Raw genomic sequence first — 17,300 nt, forward strand, 5'->3', positions numbered from 1 at the left:
TTGCCGCACCGCGGCAAAGGGGCTAGCGCTGCAGCGATGACCGAACCGTCCAGCTATGCCGTCTGCCTCATTTCCGGTGGGCTCGATTCCTTCGTTTCGGCCGCCTGTGCGCGTGCCGACGGCCATCGCGTGCTCGCCCTGTCGATCGACTATAATCAGCGCCATCAGGTCGAGCTGGCCGCCGCGCGCCGCATCGCCACCTTGCTGGGTGCCGAACGGCATGTCGTGCTCCCGCTCGACCTGTCGCTGTTCGGCGGATCGGCGCTGACGGCCGACATCGCCGTCCCCAAGGAAGGCGTGGGCGAGGACATCCCCGTCACCTATGTGCCCGCCCGGAACACGATCTTCCTCAGCCTCGCGCTCGGCTGGGCCGAGGCGATGAGCGCGCGCGACATCTATATCGGCGTCAATGCGCTCGATTATTCGGGCTATCCCGATTGCCGGCCGGAATTCATCGAAGGGTTCGAGAAGCTGGCCGAACTCGCCACCAAGGCGGGCGTCGAAGGTGCGCCGTTCCGGATCCAGGCGCCGCTGTTGACGATGAGCAAGGCGGATATCGTCCGCAGGGGCACCGAACTCGGTCTCGACCTCGGGCTCAGCTGGTCGTGCTACGATCCTGCCCCCGGCGGGGTGCATTGCGGGCTGTGCGACAGCTGCCGGCTGCGCGCGAAGGGGTTCGAGGAAGCCGGCATTGCCGATCCCACGCGTTACGCGGTCCCCGCCTGAGGCGACGCCGATGAGCTATGCGGTCAAGGAAATGTTCCTGACCCTGCAGGGGGAGGGGGTGAATGCCGGCGCGCGGGCGGTGTTCGTCCGCTTTGCCGGCTGCAATCTCTGGTCGGGGCGCGAACAGGATCGTGCTGCGGCGATTTGCCAGTTCTGCGACACCGATTTCGTCGGGACCGACGGGCTGGGTGGCGGAAAGTTCGCCGATGCCGATGCGCTGGCGGACGCGGTCGCGCGCTTTTGGGGTGACGGCGCGGAGCGGCGCTTCGTTGTGCTGACCGGGGGCGAGCCGATGCTGCAGGTCGACGATGCGCTGGTCGATGCGCTCCATGCCCGCGGCTTTCGCATCGCGATCGAGAGCAATGGAACGCTACCCGTGCATCCCGGCATCGACTGGGTGTGCATCAGCCCCAAGGCAGGAAGCGAAGTCGTCCAGCGCAGCGGCGACGAGCTCAAGCTGGTCTGGCCGCAGGCGGGGACCAGCGTCGAGGATCTCGAGACATGGGATTTCGCCCATTATCTGGTCCAGCCGATGGATGATGCCGACGCGGCCGCCAATGTCGAGGCGGCGGTCGCCTTTGCGATGGCGCGCCCGCGCTGGCGCCTGACGCTGCAGACGCACAAGACGCTGGGGTTGCGTTAGCGCTTCTTCGTGCAGCGCCCGGGCGAATAGACATTCTTGCGCCAGCATTTCTCGTCCGCGAAGTTCGGATAGTTTGCCGGAATGTAGAGATTATAGGTGCCCGGGAATTGCTGCTCGCCCCACCGCATCAGGCTGTTGCGGATTTCCGCGATCCGATCCGCGGCAAGGTCGCCGAATTCGCCACGCGGGGTAAACACCGCCTGCTGCGCGACATCGTCCGCCGCCGCGCAGAAGGTCAGCTGGGCATGCACCGCCGAAAAGCTCGAATAGATGCGCGTGCCATACTGGTCGAGTGCGGTCTGGGCTTCCTTCGCGCTCTTGTGCGTGCGCGCGAAATACTTGGTCAGCACCGTGAAGGACTCGGCGAGCTCCACCCGGTGATCGCGCAGGATCGTATTGTAGTTGGGAAGCGTCAGCAGCGTGGGCGCGAACTGGCACTGCAATGCGGCGACGTTCAGCGCGGCGCGCATATTCCACACCATCGCTGCGCGCAGTTCGGCGGGGGTGGCGCCGGGCAGTGGCTGGACCAGCAGCCCGGGCTCCGCGCCGGTCGACCGCGATCCGCTGATATCGGGACCCTTGAAGTAGAATTGTGCGCTTGCCGGGGCCGCCGCGAAGAGCGCCGCCCCGAGGACCGCCATTGAAATCAGACGCGAAACAGGCATTCCCAACCCTCTTGAATGCGGCACCATGTGGTTGGGTTAGGGAGTTTTAACCGCCCGCCCAAGCGCTTTTTGATGCCGTTCCGTTGCGGCCACGTAAGGGGCCGCGCCCTGCCGTCGTGCAAGCGCCGAATCGAAAGGGCCGCCCGGTCGCCCGGACGGCCCTGAAATCGATAAATCCGCTTGCGCGAACTTACATGCCATTGCCCATGGTGTCGTTGGCCATCATGTCGCCGGCCATGCCCATGTCGTTGCCGGTGGCGCCGTCGACCATGGTCATGTTGTCGGTGGTGGTGCCGTCCAGAACCGGGTCGGTCGCGTTCACGTCCATGACCGTCGTGTTGTCCGTGGTGGTCTCGGGCGTTCCGCCGCATGCCGAAACGAGCAGTGCGGCGCTGGCGATCATCGAACCGGCAACGGCCTTGGTGAGAAGTGCGCGCATAGATATAGGCTCCCTAGATATTGGCGGGGGCAGCGACCCGCTGCTTAATCCCCGATCCGCGATAGACATTAAACGCTTCGGGCCGTCCCCTCAAGCCCCGGCATTTGACGCGATCGAACATGCGCCGCCCACCGAACGAAGAAAGGCCGGGAACGCAAACGCAAGCGCCGCGTCAAAGGTTGCAGGCGAAATGGTTTTTCCCAACGCCGCAGCGCTCGTAACGGGGAATTCGGGCAGGCCGCACGGCACGATTCCCCCGAAATCCGCCAGATCGGGGTCCAGGTTCACGGCAAAGCCGTGCATCGTCACCCACCGCCGCACCCGCACCCCGATTGCGCCGATCTTGGCCTCGCTGCCCCCGTCGCGGGTCCATATGCCGATCCGGCCCTCGGCCCGAAAGGCGTCGATGCCGAACTGCGCGAGCGCAGCGATCACCCAGCCTTCCAGCGCATGGACATAACAGCGCACATCCTTGTTGCGCTTCGACAGGTCCAGCATCGCATAGCCGATCCGCTGTCCGGGGCCGTGATAGGTGTACCGCCCGCCACGCCCGGTATTGAACACCGGGAAGCGTGGGTCGATCAGTTCGGCCGGATCGGCGCTGGTCCCGGCGGTATAGACCGGCGGATGTTCCAGCAGCCAAATCTGCTCGCGCGCCGTCCCCGCCTGGATCGCGGCGACGCGCGTCTCCATCTCCGCCAGCGCGTCGGGATAGGGAACACGCCCGTCCGATACCCGCCACTCGATCCCGTCAACCAGTTCCATCACCGCCCGATGCGCCAGTGCGCCGCGCGGCGCAAGCATGTGGCGCACTGGCTCGGGATCGGCTAACTAGCGCGGCGAGAAGGGGGAAGATGCACGATGACGAGCATGGGGAATGTCTGGGACCGGACCGCGGAGTTTCTGAGCGACAATCTGGGGACCATCCTGCCGCTCGCCCTGATCGCCATCTTCGTGCCCGCGACGATCAGCGCCAATCTCAGCGAATTGCAGCGAACTGCCGCGCCCGGCACGGCGATGTTGCTCGGTCTTGGCGTGTTCGTGCTCGCGCTCGCCACCTTCTGGGGGCAGCTTTCCATCACCGCGCTGGCGATCGATCCGGCACTGGGCCGTCAGGCGGCCGGGGTGGCGACGCGCCGCTATCCCGCGGCGTTGCTGGTGATGATCGTTCTGCTGCTGGCGGTGCTGGTGCTGATCATCCCGGTGGCGGTGATCCTGGCGGCCTCCGGGGTCGCGCTCACCGGCATGGAATCGGGGACCATGCCGGAAATTCCGGCGACGGCGGCCTTGTGGATCGCGCTGTATCTGTTTCTCCTCCTGCCGCTGGTCCTGTGGCTCGTTGCGCGGCTTGCGGTGGTGCTGCCGGCGATCGTCGGGGATCGACTGGCGCTCCGTGCGATCCCGCGCTCGTGGTCGCTCACTCGCGGAGTCGCGCTGAAGATCGTCGGGGTCATCATCCTCTATGCGGTCGTTTCCATCGTCGCGAACCTCGCGGCGACCACCGCGTTCGGTGCGATCATGTTCCTGGTTGCCGGACGGGGTGAGGACGGCCTCTCGCTCGCGACGGTTCTCACCACGATCGTCGGCGGCGCGGTGTCGACCGGCTTCACCGTGCTGGCTGCCGCGTTCGCCGCGAAGCTCTACGTCGCGCTGCTCGCCCGCAAGGAGGCGTTTGCCGCGCAATGACATTGTCGCTGGGCGGCGCGTTGTCCGATGCCGCGATCCTCTGGCGTACCGACCGCGATGCGCTGCTGCGCCTCGCGGGCGTCTTCGTGTTTCTCCCGATCCTCGCCATCGGGTATCTGGCGACCGGGATCGAGGTGACCGAGGGCGCGACGCCCGAGCAGCTTCGCGAAGGCATCAACGCCTTTTATGCCGCCAATCTGGTCGCCATCGTCGCGATCAGCGTTGCGCTGGAATTCGGGACGTTGAGCATCCTCAACCTCTATTTCCAGCGTGGGACGACGGTTCGCGAGACGTTGCATGCCAGCGCGCTGCGCCTCCTTCCCTGGGTCCTGCTGGGTCTCGCCAACGGCGCGATCATGCAGCTTGGCTTCGCCCTGTTCGTGCTTCCCGGCGTCTATGTCTTCGGCCGGACCTGGATGATGGGCGCCGCCTATGTCGCCGAGCCCGAGCGCGGCCTGTTCGGTGCGATCGAGCGCGGGTTCAGGCTGAGCTCGGGCAATGGCTGGCGCATCGCACTGCTGGGCTTCGGGGTCGCGATCCTGCTTGCCGCGCCGGTGCTGGCGTTGGTCGTCGGCGCCAATATCCTCACGACTGCGGCGGGGGGATCGGTGCTGATCCAGGGCGTGCTACTCGTGCCTGTCGCGGCCGCTGCTGCCGCTGCCTATAGCTTTTTCACGCTCGTCCGCATCGCCGCCTATCGTCGGCTGGGCGGCTCGATCAACGGTATGTGAGGCGCCGCGTCACGCGGGAGATGCCCGGTGACGCGCGGATCGGCAAAGGTCTCGACCGCGCGATGATAGGGCACGAAGCCGGACGCGCGATAGAAACCCAGCGCCCGGGGATGGTCGAGCGTGCAGGTATGCACCCATACCCGCGTCACGTCCTTGCGCCATGCGCGCGTCAGCGCCTGCGCCATCAGCCAGCGGCCATGCCCCGCGCCGGTCAGTTCGGGGACCAAGCCGAAATAGGATAGTTCGCCTTGCCCGGCCTCGCGAAAATCGAGTTCGAGCAGCCCGACCTCGATCCCCCGCGGGTCGGCGACCGCATAGATCTCCACCGCCGGGTCGTGGATGATCGACACCAGTCTCGCCTCGTTCATCACCAGTCGCGAAAACCACAGCCAGGGGGCCCCGACGCGTTCGAACAGGGCGCGATACTTGCCCGGCGCCGGCGCGTCCCATCGCACCAGCCGCAACTGCGAATCGGGCATCGGCCGGGGCTTGGGGCGCTCGCGCATCTCCAGGCTGGTGACGATCGTCGCCACCTCGCCGGGCTTTACGGGAAACAGGCCCATCTCAGCTCCAGGTCGCGAGCGGCGGCAGGCTCATCAGGATCGCGTCGATATTGCCGCCGGTCTTCAGCCCGAACAGCGTGCCGCGGTCGTAGACCAGATTGAACTCGGCATAGCGGCCGCGCCATTCGAGCTGCTGCGCCTTGTCCGCGTCGCTGAACGGCGTCGCCATGCGCCGCCGCACAAGCGCGGGGAAGATGTCGAGAAAGGCGCGGCCGACGTCCTGGGTGAAGGCGAAATTCGCCTCCCATGCCGCCGCGCCATCGCTTTCGAGATGGTCGTAGAAAATTCCGCCCACGCCACGATGCACCTGGCGGTGGGGGATGTAGAAATAATCGTCCGCCCATTGCTTGAAGCGCGGATAATGATCGGGGTCGTGCGCGTCGCAGGCCGCTTTCAACCGCGCGTGGAAATCGGCGGTATCGGCATCATAGGGCAGCGGCGGGTTGAGGTCCGCGCCGCCGCCGAACCAGCGCTTGGTAGTCACGAGAAAGCGCGTGTTCATGTGGACCGCGGGCACATGCGGGTTCGCCATATGCGCGACCAGGCTGATCCCCGTGGCGAAGAAGCGCGGATCCTCGCCGGCACCATGGATGGTCTTGCCGAATTCGCCTTCGAACGTTCCGCCCACGGTCGAGACGTTGACCCCGACCTTCTCGAACACCTTGCCCTTCATCACGCCGCGCACGCCGCCGCCGCCCGGCGCTCCCGACGGATCCGCACGATCCCAGGCGAGATAGTCGAACGCCGCGTCCGATCCCGCCTCGCGCTCGATCGCCTCGAACTCGGCGCAGATCGAGTCGCGCAGTTCCTCGAACCAGGCGCGCGCCCGTGCCTGTTGGGGGTCGAGTGGGATCATTCGGGATAGCCTTTGGTCTGTCTGAGCGCTTCTGCGAGCGCGATGCCCGCGGAAACGGAGAGGTTCAAGGATCGCATTGCCGGCTTCATCGGGATTCGCAGGCGCAAGTCGGCGCGGTCATGGACAGGATCGGGCACGCCTGCATCCTCCGATCCGAACAGCAGGATGTCGTCCGGCGCGAATTGCGCTTCGTCAAACCGCGCCGCCCCCTTGGTGGTGAACAGGACGACACGGCCGGTCGTCCGCGCCAGAAATGCATCCCAGTCGGCGTGCCGGGTGACGTCGACATGGTCGATATAGTCCATCCCGGCCCGCGCAACCCGCTTGTCGTCCCACGCGAATCCCATCGGCTCGATCAGGTCCACGGGGGTGTCGAAACACGCGCCGATACGCAGCACGGCACCGACATTTCCGGCGATACAGGGTTCGAACAGGGCAATTCGCATGGCGCCCCCGATAGGACAGGCGGCGTACCCGTCACAAGCCGGTCAAAAAGGCGGTTGGCAAACGCGCCGTGTGGCGTCTATCAGGCCCGCCAGCCACCGGGGGCAATCCGGGGGTGTGGCGTGGCGTTCATGCGCTGCGCTGTCCGGGACAGGGGCGTGAGAACGCCGGAAATTTTGAAGTGCAAGGGCTGATGCATGGCAACGCTTGATGAAGCTGTTCCTCCGGGTGACGCGGGTGACGCGCCGGCTGATCCCCGTCGTCGCGATTATTTCGCGATCGGCGCGGTCGCATTTGCGGGCGTAGGAGCGGGCGTCGTCGCGCTGCCGCTGGTCAACCAGATGAGCCCCTCGGCCGATGTGCTCGCGCTGTCCACCACCGAACTCGACATCTCGGCGATCCAGCCCGGCCAGTCGATCAAGGCAAGCTTTCGCAAGCAGCCGCTGTTCGTGCGCAACCTGACGCCGCAGGAAATCGCCAAGGCGAACGCGGTGCCCGTCAGCGAACTGCGCGATCCGCAGACGCTCGCGCAGCGGACCAAGGAGGGCAAGGAAAACTGGCTCGTCACGCTTGGCGTGTGCACACACCTGGGCTGTGTGCCGCTGGGCGCGGGCGAGGGCGAGAACAAGGGGCCGTTCGGCGGCTATTTCTGCCCGTGCCACGGCTCGGCCTACGACACTGCCGGACGTATCCGCTCCGGCCCGGCGCCGAGCAATCTGGCGGTACCCGAATATGAATTCATTTCCGACACCGTGATCCGGGTCGGCTGAGGGGGCATAGGACAATGAGCTTTCCCTGGGCCAAGCAGTATGAGCCGAAGCACCCGCTGATGAAGTGGGTGGACAGTCGTCTGCCGCTTCCGCGCTTCGTCTATGGTGCCGTCGGCGCCGGTTATCCGGTTCCGCGCAACCTCAACTATTTCTGGAACTTCGGCGTGCTCGCCGGCATGTTCCTGGCGATCCAGATCATCTCGGGCATCGTGCTCGCGATGCATTATGCCGCCAATGCCGGCATCGCGTTCGACAGCGTCGAGCACATCATGCGCGACGTGAACGCCGGGTGGTTCTTCCGCTACGCGCACGCCAACGGCGCGTCGATGTTCCTGCTGGTCGTCTATGTCCATATCGCCCGCGGCCTGTGGTACGGGTCGTACAAGGCGCCGCGCGAGATGGTGTGGCTGCTGGGCGTGGTCATTTTCCTGCTGATGATGGCCACCGCCTTCATGGGCTATGTGCTCCCCTGGGGGCAGATGAGCTTCTGGGGCGCGCAGGTGATCACCGGTTTCTTCTCGGCGATCCCCGGCGTGGGCGAGACGATCCGCATCTGGCTGCTCGGCGGCTTCGCGCCGGACAATGCCGCGCTCAACCGCTTCTTCTCGCTCCACTATCTGCTGCCGTTCGTCATCGCCGGCGTGGTCATCCTCCACATCTGGGCGCTGCACATTCCGGGTTCGAACAACCCGACCGGCGTCGAGGTTAAGAGCGAGCAGGATACGGTGCCGTTCCACCCCTATTACACCGCCAAGGATGGCGTGGGCGTGGGCGTGGCGCTGATGATCTATGCCGCGCTGATCTTCTATTCGCCGAACCTGCTGGGCCACCCGGACAATTATATCCCGGCCAACCCGCTCTCGACCCCGGCGCACATCGTCCCCGAATGGTATTTCCTGCCGTTCTACGCGATCCTGAAGTCGTTCACGATCGACTTCCTGTTCCCGGCGAAGCTGTGGGGCGTGCTGGCGATGTTCGGTTCGATCCTGCTGCTGTTCTTCCTGCCCTGGCTGGACACGTCGCCGGTGCGTTCGGCGAACTATCGCCCGACCTACAAGTGGTTCCTGCTGGTGCTGCTCGTCGACGTGCTGATCCTGGGCTATATCGGTGGCGCCGCGCCGTCGCCGGGGGTGATCCTGGTCGGCCAGATCGCGACCGCGTACTATTTCCTGCATTTCCTGGTGATCCTGCCGATCGTCTCGGCGATGGAGCGTCCGCGCCCGCTGCCGAATTCGATCACCGAAGCCGTACTCGCCGGAAAGGGCGGCACCTCGCCGCTCCAGACCGCGGCTGCCGAATAAGAGGGGCTTGAAAGAACATGGTTCGCATTGGCGGCTTCATCGTCGGCGTCGGCTTCGTCTTCGCCCTGCTGCTCGGCATCTGGGATACGGTGTCGAACTGGATCAAGGAACCTCCCGCGCCCACCGCGGAGCATGAGTTCCACGCGCACCCGAGAAAGGCGGGCTTCTCGTTCGAGGGGCCGCTGGGGAAGTATGACAACCGCCAGCTGCAGCGCGGCCTGCAGGTGTACAAGGAAGTCTGCGCCGCGTGTCACTCGCTGCGGCTCGTCTCGTTCCGCGATCTTACGGCGCTGGGCTATAGCGAGGGTCAGGTGAAGACCATCGCCAAGGGCTTCCAGGTCCCGTCGGTCAACCCGGAGACGGGCGAGCCCGCGACGCGCGACGGCATCCCCTCGGACCGCTTCCCGCTGGTCTATGCCAACGACGTCGCCGCGCGTGCCGCCAACAACAACGCGATCCCGCCCGACCTGTCGCTGATGGCGAAGGCGCGGCACGACGGCCCGAACTATATCTACTCGTTGCTGACCGGCTATACCGCGCAGGAGGGCTACAAGAACGAGAAGGGTGAGGAGCTGCTCAAGGAGTTCCCGGAGACCAAGACCCCCGAGGGTCTGCACTTCAACCCCTATTTCGCGACGCTGAACCTGGCGATGGCGCAGCCGATCAAGGACGGTCAGGTGACCTATTCCGACGGCACCGCCGCCACCGCCGACAATTATGCCAAGGACGTCGCGGCGTTCTTGACCTGGGCCGCCGAGCCCAAGATGGAGGCGCGCAAGACCGCCGGTCTCGCGACGCTCATCTTCCTGCTGATCTTCTGCTTCCTCGCCTATGGTGCCAAGAAGCAGATCTGGCGGAACGTGAAGGACTAAGGTCCGCCTGATGATTTCTCCGACGGCCCGGGAAGCGATTCCCGGGCCGTTTTCTTGGGAGCGATGCCGTGACCCCGACCAATGACGATCTCGCGGCGCTGATCCGCACGATCCCCGATTTTCCCCAGCCGGGGATTATGTTCCGCGACATCACCACCTTGCTGCTCGACCCGGCCGGCTTTGCCCGCGCGGTCGAGCGGATCGTCGATGCCGTCGAGGGTCCGGTCGATCTCGTCGCCGGGATCGAGGCGCGCGGCTTCGTGTTCGCCGCGCCCGTCGCATTGGCGCTCGGCGCCGGGACGTTGCTGGTGCGTAAGGACGGCAAACTGCCCGGCGCGACCGTGGCCGAGGATTATGCGCTCGAATACGGCACCGACCGCATCGCCATCCATGCCGATGCCTTCGCCCCCGGGGCGCGTATCCTGCTGGTCGACGATCTGATCGCCACCGGCGGCACCGCGCGGGCAGCGGCGCGGCTGTTGCGCAAGGTGGGGGCGCACGTGACACAGGCGGCATTCGTCATCGATCTGCCCGACCTTGGCGGTGCCGATGCGCTGCGGGCGGAGGGGATCGATGTCGCCGCGCTGGTCACCTTCGCCGGGCACTGACGGAACCCCAGCGACCTTTCCCCCGTTCTCAATGGGATAGGGCGTCCAGGCGACGCCCGGGAGAGGTGAGATGTTCGGTTCGACGATCCTGAAACTTGGTCTGGCGGGCGCCGCAGCGCTCGGCGTGGCCGCATGTACCGACGGTTATGGCTATTCCGGCGTGTCGCTTGGCTATGGCGGCGGCGGCTATTATGACGGCGGTTACGGCGACCCCTATTGGGGCTGGAACGGCGATTATTATTATCCCGGCACCGGCTATTACGTCTACACGCGCGATCGGCGGCCGGTACGCTGGAGCGCAAGCCAGCGCCGCTATTGGGAACAGCGCCGCCAGAACTGGCGCGGCGATCGCCGCGACGTGCGCGCCAACTGGCGCGAGTTCGCGCGTGACCGGCGCCAGGATACGCGCGAATATCGTCAGGATCGCCGACAGGACCGGCGCGCGTTCCGGCGCGGCGAGGTTACTCGGCCGGAATTTCGGGCGGAGCGACGCCAGGACCGGCGCGAATATCGCCGTGAATACCGTCAGGACCGCCGCGAACTGCGGCGCGAGAACCGGAGGGACCGCCGCGATCGTCGCCCACGGTGATGCGTTCTAATCCTGCGGGCGGCGCGCGATCATCGCGTTGGCGATAAAGCTCATGACAGGCTCATCGTGCTGGTTGAACACGGTCATGCGTGACCGTGTTCGACCGATCTCGGGCCGCTTCTCCGAGATGCGCTTTTCGATCAACTCGGTCTCGCACCGCAATGTGTCCCCGGGATAGACGGGTTTGATCCAGCGCAGTTCGTCGATCCCCGACGCCCCTAGGCCGGCCGACGGGTTCGCCTTCATCTGCTCGACCAGCATCGCCATCGTCATCGCCGATGTGTGCCATCCGCTCGCCGCAAGTCGGCCGAAATGGGTCTTCGACGCCGCCTCGTCCGAGAGATGGAACGGCTGCGGGTCATATTTCTCGGCGAAGGCGAGGACTTCCTCGCGGGTGACCGGATAGGAGCCGAAGCTCGCCTTGTCGCCGACCGTCAGGTCCTCGAAATATTTCATGCAGTCGGTTTCGGACCGAAACTGGATCTTGGCAAGAGGGGGCGGACGCTTTGGCCCGCCCCGTCCGGTCAGTCGCCCAGCGTCAGCTTGGCGAACCCCGTCGCGCTCAACGGACTGTCTCCGTAATAGGGATCGAGCGCGTCGGGCTTGGCATAGGTGGCGACCGACCCGCCCAGCGCCAGCGTCACCTTGTCCGCCAACGGGATGCGATAGGCATAGCCGCCCTCGAACCGCGCCACGCGAAACGGCTGATCGTGCAGCGGGTGGCTGTGATCGGGAAACAGCTCGTCGTTGCGCACCAGTTCGGCGCGCCCGAACAGGCTGTGCCGCGCATCGATGTCCCAGTTCGCTTCCGCCACCCAGGCGCTGAGCACGTCGCCGGGCACGCGGTTCTTCGCCGACCAGGCGAGCGTCGCGGACAGGCCGCCGCGCGCGTAGTGCACGCTGGCGGTGGTGCGTGCCTCATCCTCGCCGCCATGCAGCGCCTCGGGGCTCTCGAGCCGTCCGTGGCTGACCTGCACCGCCCAGTGGGGGGAGGGGGTAAGCGTCGCGCGCAGGCTCCACGAATCGAGCTTGATGGGATCGAACCCCCAGCGCTCCTCGTCCGGTTCGCGACCCTTGAACGCCGACGCCTCCAGCTGGAACGCGCGCGTCCGCACGCCGGCGGTGACGACGCCATAGGTGATGTGCGTCGAATCGAACCAGTGATGCGCGATCGGCGACATCGTCTGGTAGCGCGCGGAGCGGCGGTGCATGAACGCGGGCGGGCCCAGCGCCGGCTCGCCGACCGGCCCGCCATAGAGGAACGCGGTGGCGCCATCGGCGACATCGACCTCGACCCGCGCGGCCAGTTCCATGAACAGGTCGTGCGGATGCTGGCGATCCACCAGTGCCCGGCCATTGGCGGTTTCGCCCGCCGCGAACAGATTGGGGTAGCCGCGTCGCCCCATCAACGGCTCGAGGCTGAACATGCCGCGCAACTCGACCCGCGCTGAATCACCCAGCGACCGGCTGGCGGTGACCATTCCCATCGACTGGATAAAGGCCATGTCGTCGCCGCGCGGCCCGCCCTGGCTGGTCACCGCTCCCCAGGCATAGCCGTGCGCCATCACCATCCAGTCGCCCGCCATGGCGTGCAGGCCACCATGCTGGCCGCCCTCGGCTGCAGGGAGCAGGGCGGTGCCGGACGCGATCTGTGCATTGGGCTTCGGGCTTGTCGCGCCGGCACCTGGCTCAGCGCCATGATGCATCGCAGGCGCGGGCGCGGGCTGCGCGGGGGCGGGGGATGGTGCAGCCGCAGGCGGCTCCATCTTGTGCTGCCCGTGATCGTGTTCTTGCGCCGCCGCAGCAATCGGCAGCGCCGTCGCCGCCAGCAGGGCGGCGAGCGTCGTTCGGTACGTCATCGTAAAATCTCCATGTCTGATCGGGTCCAGCGGGGCCAGATCGCCCCGCATTCGATCAGGCGCGCGGAGGGGGCGGCTCGGGCGTCAGCGCGGCGCCCGTCAGCCCGTCGCGCGGGCCCGGCACCGCATGCTGCTCCGGCGTGGCGCGCGACGCCGTGACCGCCGCCGTCTTCAGCGTCGCGGGCGCGATACAGCCGACGCACAGCGCCTTTCCCATCGCCGGCGGCAGCTCGGGCTGTGGCGCGGGCGCGTCATGTCCCATCGTCATCCCCGCCATCTCGTGGCACGCAGGCGCCGCCGCCGAGGGGGCGGGCAGCGTGCCGAGCATCAAGGCCAGCAGGATGAGCATCCGGACGATCACGCGCTCGCCCTAGCATTGCCGTCCGTGTCGCGACAACCTAGCTTCAAGCCATGCCGCCACCCGATCTCGCCGCCGGTCTCCGCAATCGCCTGATCGGCGTCATCCGCGCGACGTTCAACGATCAGGAGAAGGGCGAGACGCCGGTCCAGCGCAGCGACGATGCGCTGTTCGCGCGTGACAGCGTCACCTGGCGTGTCCATGGCGACGTCACCACGATGATGGTGGGCGGTGTCGCGTCGCTGCTGCTGCAGATGCTCCATCCCGCGGTGCTCGCCGGCGTGTGGGACCACAGTGCGTTTCGCAAGGACATGCTCGGCCGCCTGCGCCGCACCGCGCGGTTCATCGCGGAAACGACCTATGCCGAGCGCGGCATCGCGGAGGCAACGATCGCGAACGTGCGCGCCGTGCACGCGCGGGTCGGGGGCACGCTGCCCGATGGCACGCCCTATCGTGCCGACGATTCGGAGCTGCTGGCCTGGGTCCATGTCACCGAAATGTCCAGCTTCCTCGCCGCGTGGCAGCGCTATGGCGTGCCGGTGAGCCGCGCGGAGGAGGATGTCTATTATGCCGAAACCGCGCGCGTCGCGCAGGCGCTGGGCGCCGACCCAATTCCGCGCAGCCGGTTCGAGGCGGAGGGGCTGATTACCGCGATGCGCCCGCAGTTGATGGTTGATGACCGCACCCGCGAAGTCGCACGCTTCCTGCTGAATCAGCCCTCGCCGAGCCTTGCGATGGCGCCGGCGCAGGCGGCGATCTTCGCCGCAGCGGTCGATCTGTTGCCCGACTGGGCGCGCGCGATGCATGGTCTGCAGCGGCCGGTCGTCGCGCTGCCGCTGGTGCGCGGATCGACGCTGGCGATCGCCAAGACATTCCGCTGGGCGTTTCACTAGCGGAACTATCTCGCGGCGCTTAGGTTGTCGCGCCATGACGCAGCCTGCATCGACCTCACGCTCCATCGCCACACTGGTCCTGGCGTTCGCACAGATCGCCACGCCGCTGCTGCCAATGATCGGGATCGGCAATCCGGTCGGCGAACAGTCGGGACAGACGCAGACGCTGATCACCCCCGCCGGCTGGGCCTTTGCCATCTGGGGGCCGCTGTATTTCGGTACAATCGTCTATGCCATCTGGCAGCTGTTTCCGGCCCAGCGCGAGCGCGATCTGGTCCGCCGCATCGGCTGGCATGCGTCCGGGGCGTTCCTGGGAAACGCCGTGTGGGTGGCCTATACGCAGCTGTGGGGCCTCGGCTTCCCATCGGTGCTGATCATCGTGTTCACGCTGGTCAATCTGCTCTCGATCCTGCGCGTCTTCGCGGGCACGCGGGCATACACCGCGGCCGAGCGGCTGGCCGCGGTTCTTCCGCTCAGCGCACTCGCGGGCTGGCTGACCGCCGCGACGATCGTCAACATCGCCGCCGCGCTGAACTTTCACGGCATTGTCCTGCCCGGACCCGGCCCGCTGATCGCGGCGGCGATCCTGGTGGTGGGCGGGGTCATCGTTTCCGCCGCACTGGTCGGCACGGGGGGGAATCCCTGGTATCCGCTGCCGTTCCTGTGGGCGCTGTTCGCGATCCACCAGAAAATCGGCTCGATGCATGCGGAAATCGCCACCGCGACGCTCGTCGCGGGGTTCCTCGTCGTCGTTACGCTGATTGGGATGCTTGCCCGGGCGGAGCGCCGCCGACGCTATCTCGGCTAGTTCAAACGTTGAAGCGGAACAGCATCACGTCGCCGTCCTGAACGACATACTCCTTGCCTTCCGAACGCAGCTTGCCGTTGTCGCGCGCGCCGGTCTCGCCGTGGAACTTGACGTAATCGTCGAACGCGATCGTCTCGGCGCGGATAAAGCCGCGTTCGAAATCGGTGTGAATCTCACCCGCCGCCTGCGGCGCCTTTGCGCCGACATGGGTGGTCCAGGCGCGCGCTTCCTTCGGCCCGACGGTGAAGAAGGTCAGCAGGTGCAGCAGGCTGTACCCGGCGCGGATCACGCGGGTCAGGCCGGTCTCCTCCAGCCCCAGCTCGGCCAGGAACTCGCCGCGCTCCTCGGCCGGCATCGTCGCGATTTCGGCCTCGATCGCGGCAGAGACGACCACCGCCTGCGCGCCCTCGGCCTTCGCCTTCTCGAACACACGCGCCGAATAGGCGTTGCCCTGCGCGGCATGCTCCTCATTGACGTTGCAGACGTAGAGCACCGGCTTGGCGGTGATGAGCTGCGCCTGCTTGAGCACGCGCTCTTCCTCGATATCGTTCGGCTTGGTCAGCCGCGCGGGCTTGCCTTCGCGCAGCAGATCGAGCGCCTGCGCCAGCACCGATGCGGCGATCTTGGCTTCCTTGTCGCCCTGCGCCGCCTTTTTCTGAAGGTTCGGCACGCGCTTCTCGAGGCTTTCGAGGTCGGACAGCATCAGCTCGGTCTCGACCGTCTCGGCATCCGCGATCGGATCGACCTTGTTATCGACATGCTGGATGTCGTCATTCTCGAAACAGCGCAGGACGTGGACGATCGCGTCCACCTCGCGGATGTTGCCCAGGAACTGGTTGCCGAGGCCCTCGCCCTTGCTGGCGCCGCGCACCAGCCCCGCGATGTCGACGAAGCCCAGCTGGGTTTCGATGATCTTGGCCGATCCCGCGATCTTCGCCAGCGCCTGCAACCGGTCGTCCGGCACCGCGACGTTGCCGACATTCGGCTCGATCGTGCAAAAGGGGTAGTTGGCCGCCTGCGCCGCCGCCGTTTCGGTCAGCGCATTGAATAGCGTCGATTTGCCGACATTCGGCAGGCCGACGATGCCGCAGCGAAAGCCCATGAGTCTCTAGGTCCTGTGGTCCGGGAAAGGCGCGCAGATAGGCCGGACCCGGGCAAAAGGCTAGTCATGCAATTCCTTCCCCCGGCAACGCCTGAGCCCGGTTCAGCGATAGTTGAAGCTGATGCTGATCCGCTCGGCCTTGCCCGCATGCGGCGTCACCTCATGCCGCAGCCAGCTTTCCCACAGGAAGATCGCACCGGGGGCGGGCTCGGCATAGACGAATGTCTGGAGATCCTCGGGCGCATCGGCGCGGCGCGGGGGCGCCGCCATCAGCAGCGGCAGGCGCGGGTCCTCCAGCTTCAGTGCGCCCGCGCCGGCCGGCACCTCGATATAGATCGTGCCGGATATGACGCTGTGCGGGTGGATATGCCCCGAATGCGTGCCGCCGGGCTTGAGGATGTTCACCCACAGGCTGTCGAGCTTCAGCTTGCGCGACAGGTCGAGCGCGCAGGCATCGGCGAAACGTGTGACGTGACGATTGAGGTGACGGACGAGATCGGCGAAGCGCGGATCGCGATCGGGCAGATCGTCGAGCGACGCATAGCTGGTATAGCCGCGATAGCCATGCGCCTTCGACCAGCGCTGTCCCGCTTTGTCCTGCACCGCGATGTCGCGGCACGCATCGGCAAGCTCCCCGAGCAGCGCGGCGTCGTCGAGCGCGGTTTCGGAAAAGCGCGTGGCAAAGAGCGATCGGATCGTCATCCCGCCCGCACAGCATTTCGGCGCCGCGCATGCAAGCCGGGCGCGGTTGACAGCGCCCGGCACCACGTCACACTCACGCACACGCAAAAGACAGGGGAGGACAGCAAGTCCATGAAGACATTCGCAATGCTGGCGCCGCTGGCGCTGGTCGCACTGGCCGGCTGCGGCGACAATGGCGCGCAGGAAAAGGCTGCCGCGGAAGCGAAGGCGAAGGCCGCAGAGGCGCGCAAGGCGCAGGACCTGCAGGACGCCCTTTCGCTCAACGTGCGCTGCTATGCTGCGGTCAAGTGGCAGGAGCGGCTGCTCAACAGTCCCGTTCCGCGCAATATCGCCGGGGGCGCGCAGCCCTTCCTCGATTACTATCGCGGGATGATTGAAAAGAAGCTGGGCGATCAGACAATTCCCGCCGACCCGCCCAAGCCGGAACTGTCCAAGGCCAATCTCGATGCCTATCTCGACTGGGCGGTGAAGGATCAGATCGATACCAACTTCACGCAGGGCGACCGTGCGCAGGCGCATGCGACCGTCACCACCTGCCTGCAGAGCGCGGCCGAATTCGGCACGGGTCCGATGGCCAAGCTCAACCCCGCCGAGCGGCTGGGCAAGATTCAGCAGCTGCGCGCATTACTCGGGCAACTCGGCGACTGACCGGCTGAGTTGCCGGTGCGGTGAAAGCCGCACCGGC

23 protein-coding genes are annotated in these 17,300 nt (G+C 66.4%); 12 read left to right on the plus strand and 11 right to left on the minus strand.

Translation table 11 applies throughout. From position 1 onward, the window contains the following. Window positions 1–36 precede the first annotated feature (36 nt). Together queC and queE are read left to right on the plus strand one after the other, a co-directional pair. A complete protein-coding gene (queC, locus tag ABS767_RS08340) occupies window positions 37–726 on the plus strand; it encodes a 7-cyano-7-deazaguanine synthase QueC (RefSeq protein WP_408077885.1) in 690 nt (229 codons plus the stop codon). A gap of 10 nt (window positions 727–736) precedes the next feature. Beyond that, a complete protein-coding gene (gene queE / locus ABS767_RS08345; RefSeq protein WP_408077886.1) occupies window positions 737–1,369 on the plus strand; it encodes a 7-carboxy-7-deazaguanine synthase in 633 nt (210 codons plus the stop codon). Here queE and ABS767_RS08350 read toward each other — a convergent pair. From ABS767_RS08350 to lipB, 3 genes are all read right to left on the minus strand, one after another. Further along, window positions 1,366–2,010, minus strand: coding sequence for a hypothetical protein (locus ABS767_RS08350; RefSeq protein ID WP_408077887.1), 645 nt, complete (start codon window positions 2,008–2,010; stop codon window positions 1,366–1,368). The genes queE and ABS767_RS08350 overlap by 4 nt on opposite strands. A 214-nt stretch (window positions 2,011–2,224) precedes the next feature. Beyond that, complete coding sequence (locus ABS767_RS08355) at window positions 2,225–2,473, minus strand: hypothetical protein (protein WP_408077888.1); 249 nt, start codon at window positions 2,471–2,473, stop codon at window positions 2,225–2,227. Between the two features lie 90 nt (window positions 2,474–2,563). After that, on the minus strand, window positions 2,564–3,238 hold the full coding sequence (lipB, locus tag ABS767_RS08360; protein ID WP_408077889.1) for a lipoyl(octanoyl) transferase LipB: 675 nt from the start codon (window positions 3,236–3,238) through the stop codon (window positions 2,564–2,566). A 96-nt stretch (window positions 3,239–3,334) separates the two neighbouring features. Between lipB and ABS767_RS08365 the strand changes: the two genes are divergently transcribed. Beyond that, window positions 3,335–4,159 carry a hypothetical protein gene (locus ABS767_RS08365; protein ID WP_408077890.1) on the plus strand — a complete coding sequence of 275 codons (825 nt, stop codon included), beginning with the start codon at window positions 3,335–3,337 and terminating at the stop codon, window positions 4,157–4,159. Next, window positions 4,156–4,890, plus strand: a complete 735-nt coding sequence (locus ABS767_RS08370) for a hypothetical protein (RefSeq protein ID WP_408077891.1) — start codon at window positions 4,156–4,158, stop codon at window positions 4,888–4,890. The genes ABS767_RS08365 and ABS767_RS08370 overlap by 4 nt, the downstream gene beginning before the upstream one ends. Here the strand turns inward: ABS767_RS08370 and ABS767_RS08375 are convergent. Genes ABS767_RS08375 through ABS767_RS08385 form a run of 3 tightly spaced genes read right to left on the minus strand, consistent with a single transcriptional unit; the run spans window position 4,854 to window position 6,755 of the window. Continuing rightward, window positions 4,854–5,453 (minus strand): GNAT family N-acetyltransferase, encoded by a 600-nt coding sequence (locus ABS767_RS08375; RefSeq protein ID WP_408077892.1) that lies wholly within the window; start codon window positions 5,451–5,453, stop codon window positions 4,854–4,856. The two genes, ABS767_RS08370 and ABS767_RS08375, sit on opposite strands and share 37 nt — an antisense overlap. A 1-nt stretch (window position 5,454) precedes the next feature. Then, on the minus strand, window positions 5,455–6,309 hold the full coding sequence (hemF, locus tag ABS767_RS08380) for an oxygen-dependent coproporphyrinogen oxidase (RefSeq protein ID WP_408077893.1): 855 nt from the start codon (window positions 6,307–6,309) through the stop codon (window positions 5,455–5,457). Further along, complete coding sequence (locus ABS767_RS08385; RefSeq protein ID WP_408077894.1) at window positions 6,306–6,755, minus strand: tRNA (cytidine(34)-2'-O)-methyltransferase; 450 nt, start codon at window positions 6,753–6,755, stop codon at window positions 6,306–6,308. Before ABS767_RS08385 ends, hemF begins: the two co-directional genes overlap by 4 nt. A gap of 195 nt (window positions 6,756–6,950) precedes the next feature. On the opposite strand from ABS767_RS08385, the gene petA reads away from it, so the two are divergent. The 5 genes from petA (at window position 6,951) to ABS767_RS08410 (ending at window position 10,893) form a co-directional block, all read left to right on the plus strand. Beyond that, on the plus strand, window positions 6,951–7,523 hold the full coding sequence (gene petA / locus ABS767_RS08390; RefSeq protein ID WP_408077895.1) for a ubiquinol-cytochrome c reductase iron-sulfur subunit: 573 nt from the start codon (window positions 6,951–6,953) through the stop codon (window positions 7,521–7,523). A gap of 14 nt (window positions 7,524–7,537) precedes the next feature. Next, the gene (locus ABS767_RS08395) at window positions 7,538–8,824 is read left to right on the plus strand and encodes a cytochrome b (RefSeq protein ID WP_408077896.1); all 1,287 of its coding nucleotides are present in this window, start codon (window positions 7,538–7,540) and stop codon (window positions 8,822–8,824) included. A 17-nt stretch (window positions 8,825–8,841) separates the two neighbouring features. Beyond that, the gene (locus ABS767_RS08400) at window positions 8,842–9,696 is read left to right on the plus strand and encodes a cytochrome c1 (protein WP_408077897.1); all 855 of its coding nucleotides are present in this window, start codon (window positions 8,842–8,844) and stop codon (window positions 9,694–9,696) included. 68 nt (window positions 9,697–9,764) lie between these two features. Then, window positions 9,765–10,304, plus strand: a complete 540-nt coding sequence (locus tag ABS767_RS08405; RefSeq protein ID WP_408077898.1) for an adenine phosphoribosyltransferase — start codon at window positions 9,765–9,767, stop codon at window positions 10,302–10,304. A 70-nt stretch (window positions 10,305–10,374) separates the two neighbouring features. Beyond that, window positions 10,375–10,893, plus strand: a complete 519-nt coding sequence (locus tag ABS767_RS08410) for a hypothetical protein (protein ID WP_408077899.1) — start codon at window positions 10,375–10,377, stop codon at window positions 10,891–10,893. Window positions 10,894–10,899: 6 nt separating this feature from the next. On the opposite strand, the gene ABS767_RS08415 is transcribed toward ABS767_RS08410, so the two are convergent. From ABS767_RS08415 to ABS767_RS08425, 3 genes are all read right to left on the minus strand, one after another. Continuing rightward, on the minus strand, window positions 10,900–11,349 hold the full coding sequence (locus ABS767_RS08415; RefSeq protein ID WP_408077900.1) for a MaoC family dehydratase: 450 nt from the start codon (window positions 11,347–11,349) through the stop codon (window positions 10,900–10,902). 68 nt (window positions 11,350–11,417) lie between these two features. Then, the gene (locus ABS767_RS08420; RefSeq protein WP_408077901.1) at window positions 11,418–12,752 is read right to left on the minus strand and encodes a hypothetical protein; all 1,335 of its coding nucleotides are present in this window, start codon (window positions 12,750–12,752) and stop codon (window positions 11,418–11,420) included. 55 nt (window positions 12,753–12,807) lie between these two features. Beyond that, complete coding sequence (locus ABS767_RS08425) at window positions 12,808–13,113, minus strand: hypothetical protein (protein ID WP_408077902.1); 306 nt, start codon at window positions 13,111–13,113, stop codon at window positions 12,808–12,810. Window positions 13,114–13,163: 50 nt separating this feature from the next. Here ABS767_RS08425 and ABS767_RS08430 point away from each other — a divergent pair, with 50 nt between their 5' ends. Then, window positions 13,164–14,003: an oxygenase MpaB family protein gene (locus ABS767_RS08430; protein WP_408077903.1), complete on the plus strand. Its 840-nt coding sequence runs from the start codon at window positions 13,164–13,166 to the stop codon at window positions 14,001–14,003. Window positions 14,004–14,037: 34 nt separating this feature from the next. Continuing rightward, complete coding sequence (locus tag ABS767_RS08435) at window positions 14,038–14,811, plus strand: hypothetical protein (protein WP_408077904.1); 774 nt, start codon at window positions 14,038–14,040, stop codon at window positions 14,809–14,811. Between the two features lies 1 nt (window position 14,812). Here ABS767_RS08435 and ychF read toward each other — a convergent pair whose 3' ends face one another. Beyond that, complete coding sequence (gene ychF, locus ABS767_RS08440) at window positions 14,813–15,913, minus strand: redox-regulated ATPase YchF (RefSeq protein ID WP_408077905.1); 1,101 nt, start codon at window positions 15,911–15,913, stop codon at window positions 14,813–14,815. Between the two features lie 102 nt (window positions 15,914–16,015). Beyond that, entirely contained in the window at window positions 16,016–16,615 is a 600-nt protein-coding gene (locus ABS767_RS08445; protein ID WP_408077906.1) for a TIGR02466 family protein, read from the minus strand. Between the two features lie 111 nt (window positions 16,616–16,726). On the opposite strand from ABS767_RS08445, the gene ABS767_RS08450 reads away from it, so the two are divergent. Beyond that, window positions 16,727–17,263 (plus strand): hypothetical protein, encoded by a 537-nt coding sequence (locus ABS767_RS08450; RefSeq protein WP_408077907.1) that lies wholly within the window; start codon window positions 16,727–16,729, stop codon window positions 17,261–17,263. Window positions 17,264–17,300: the final 37 nt, after the last annotated feature.

The organism is Sphingomonas plantiphila (assembly GCF_046000505.1).
GTDB classification, from domain to species: Bacteria; Pseudomonadota; Alphaproteobacteria; order Sphingomonadales; family Sphingomonadaceae; genus Sphingomonas; species Sphingomonas plantiphila.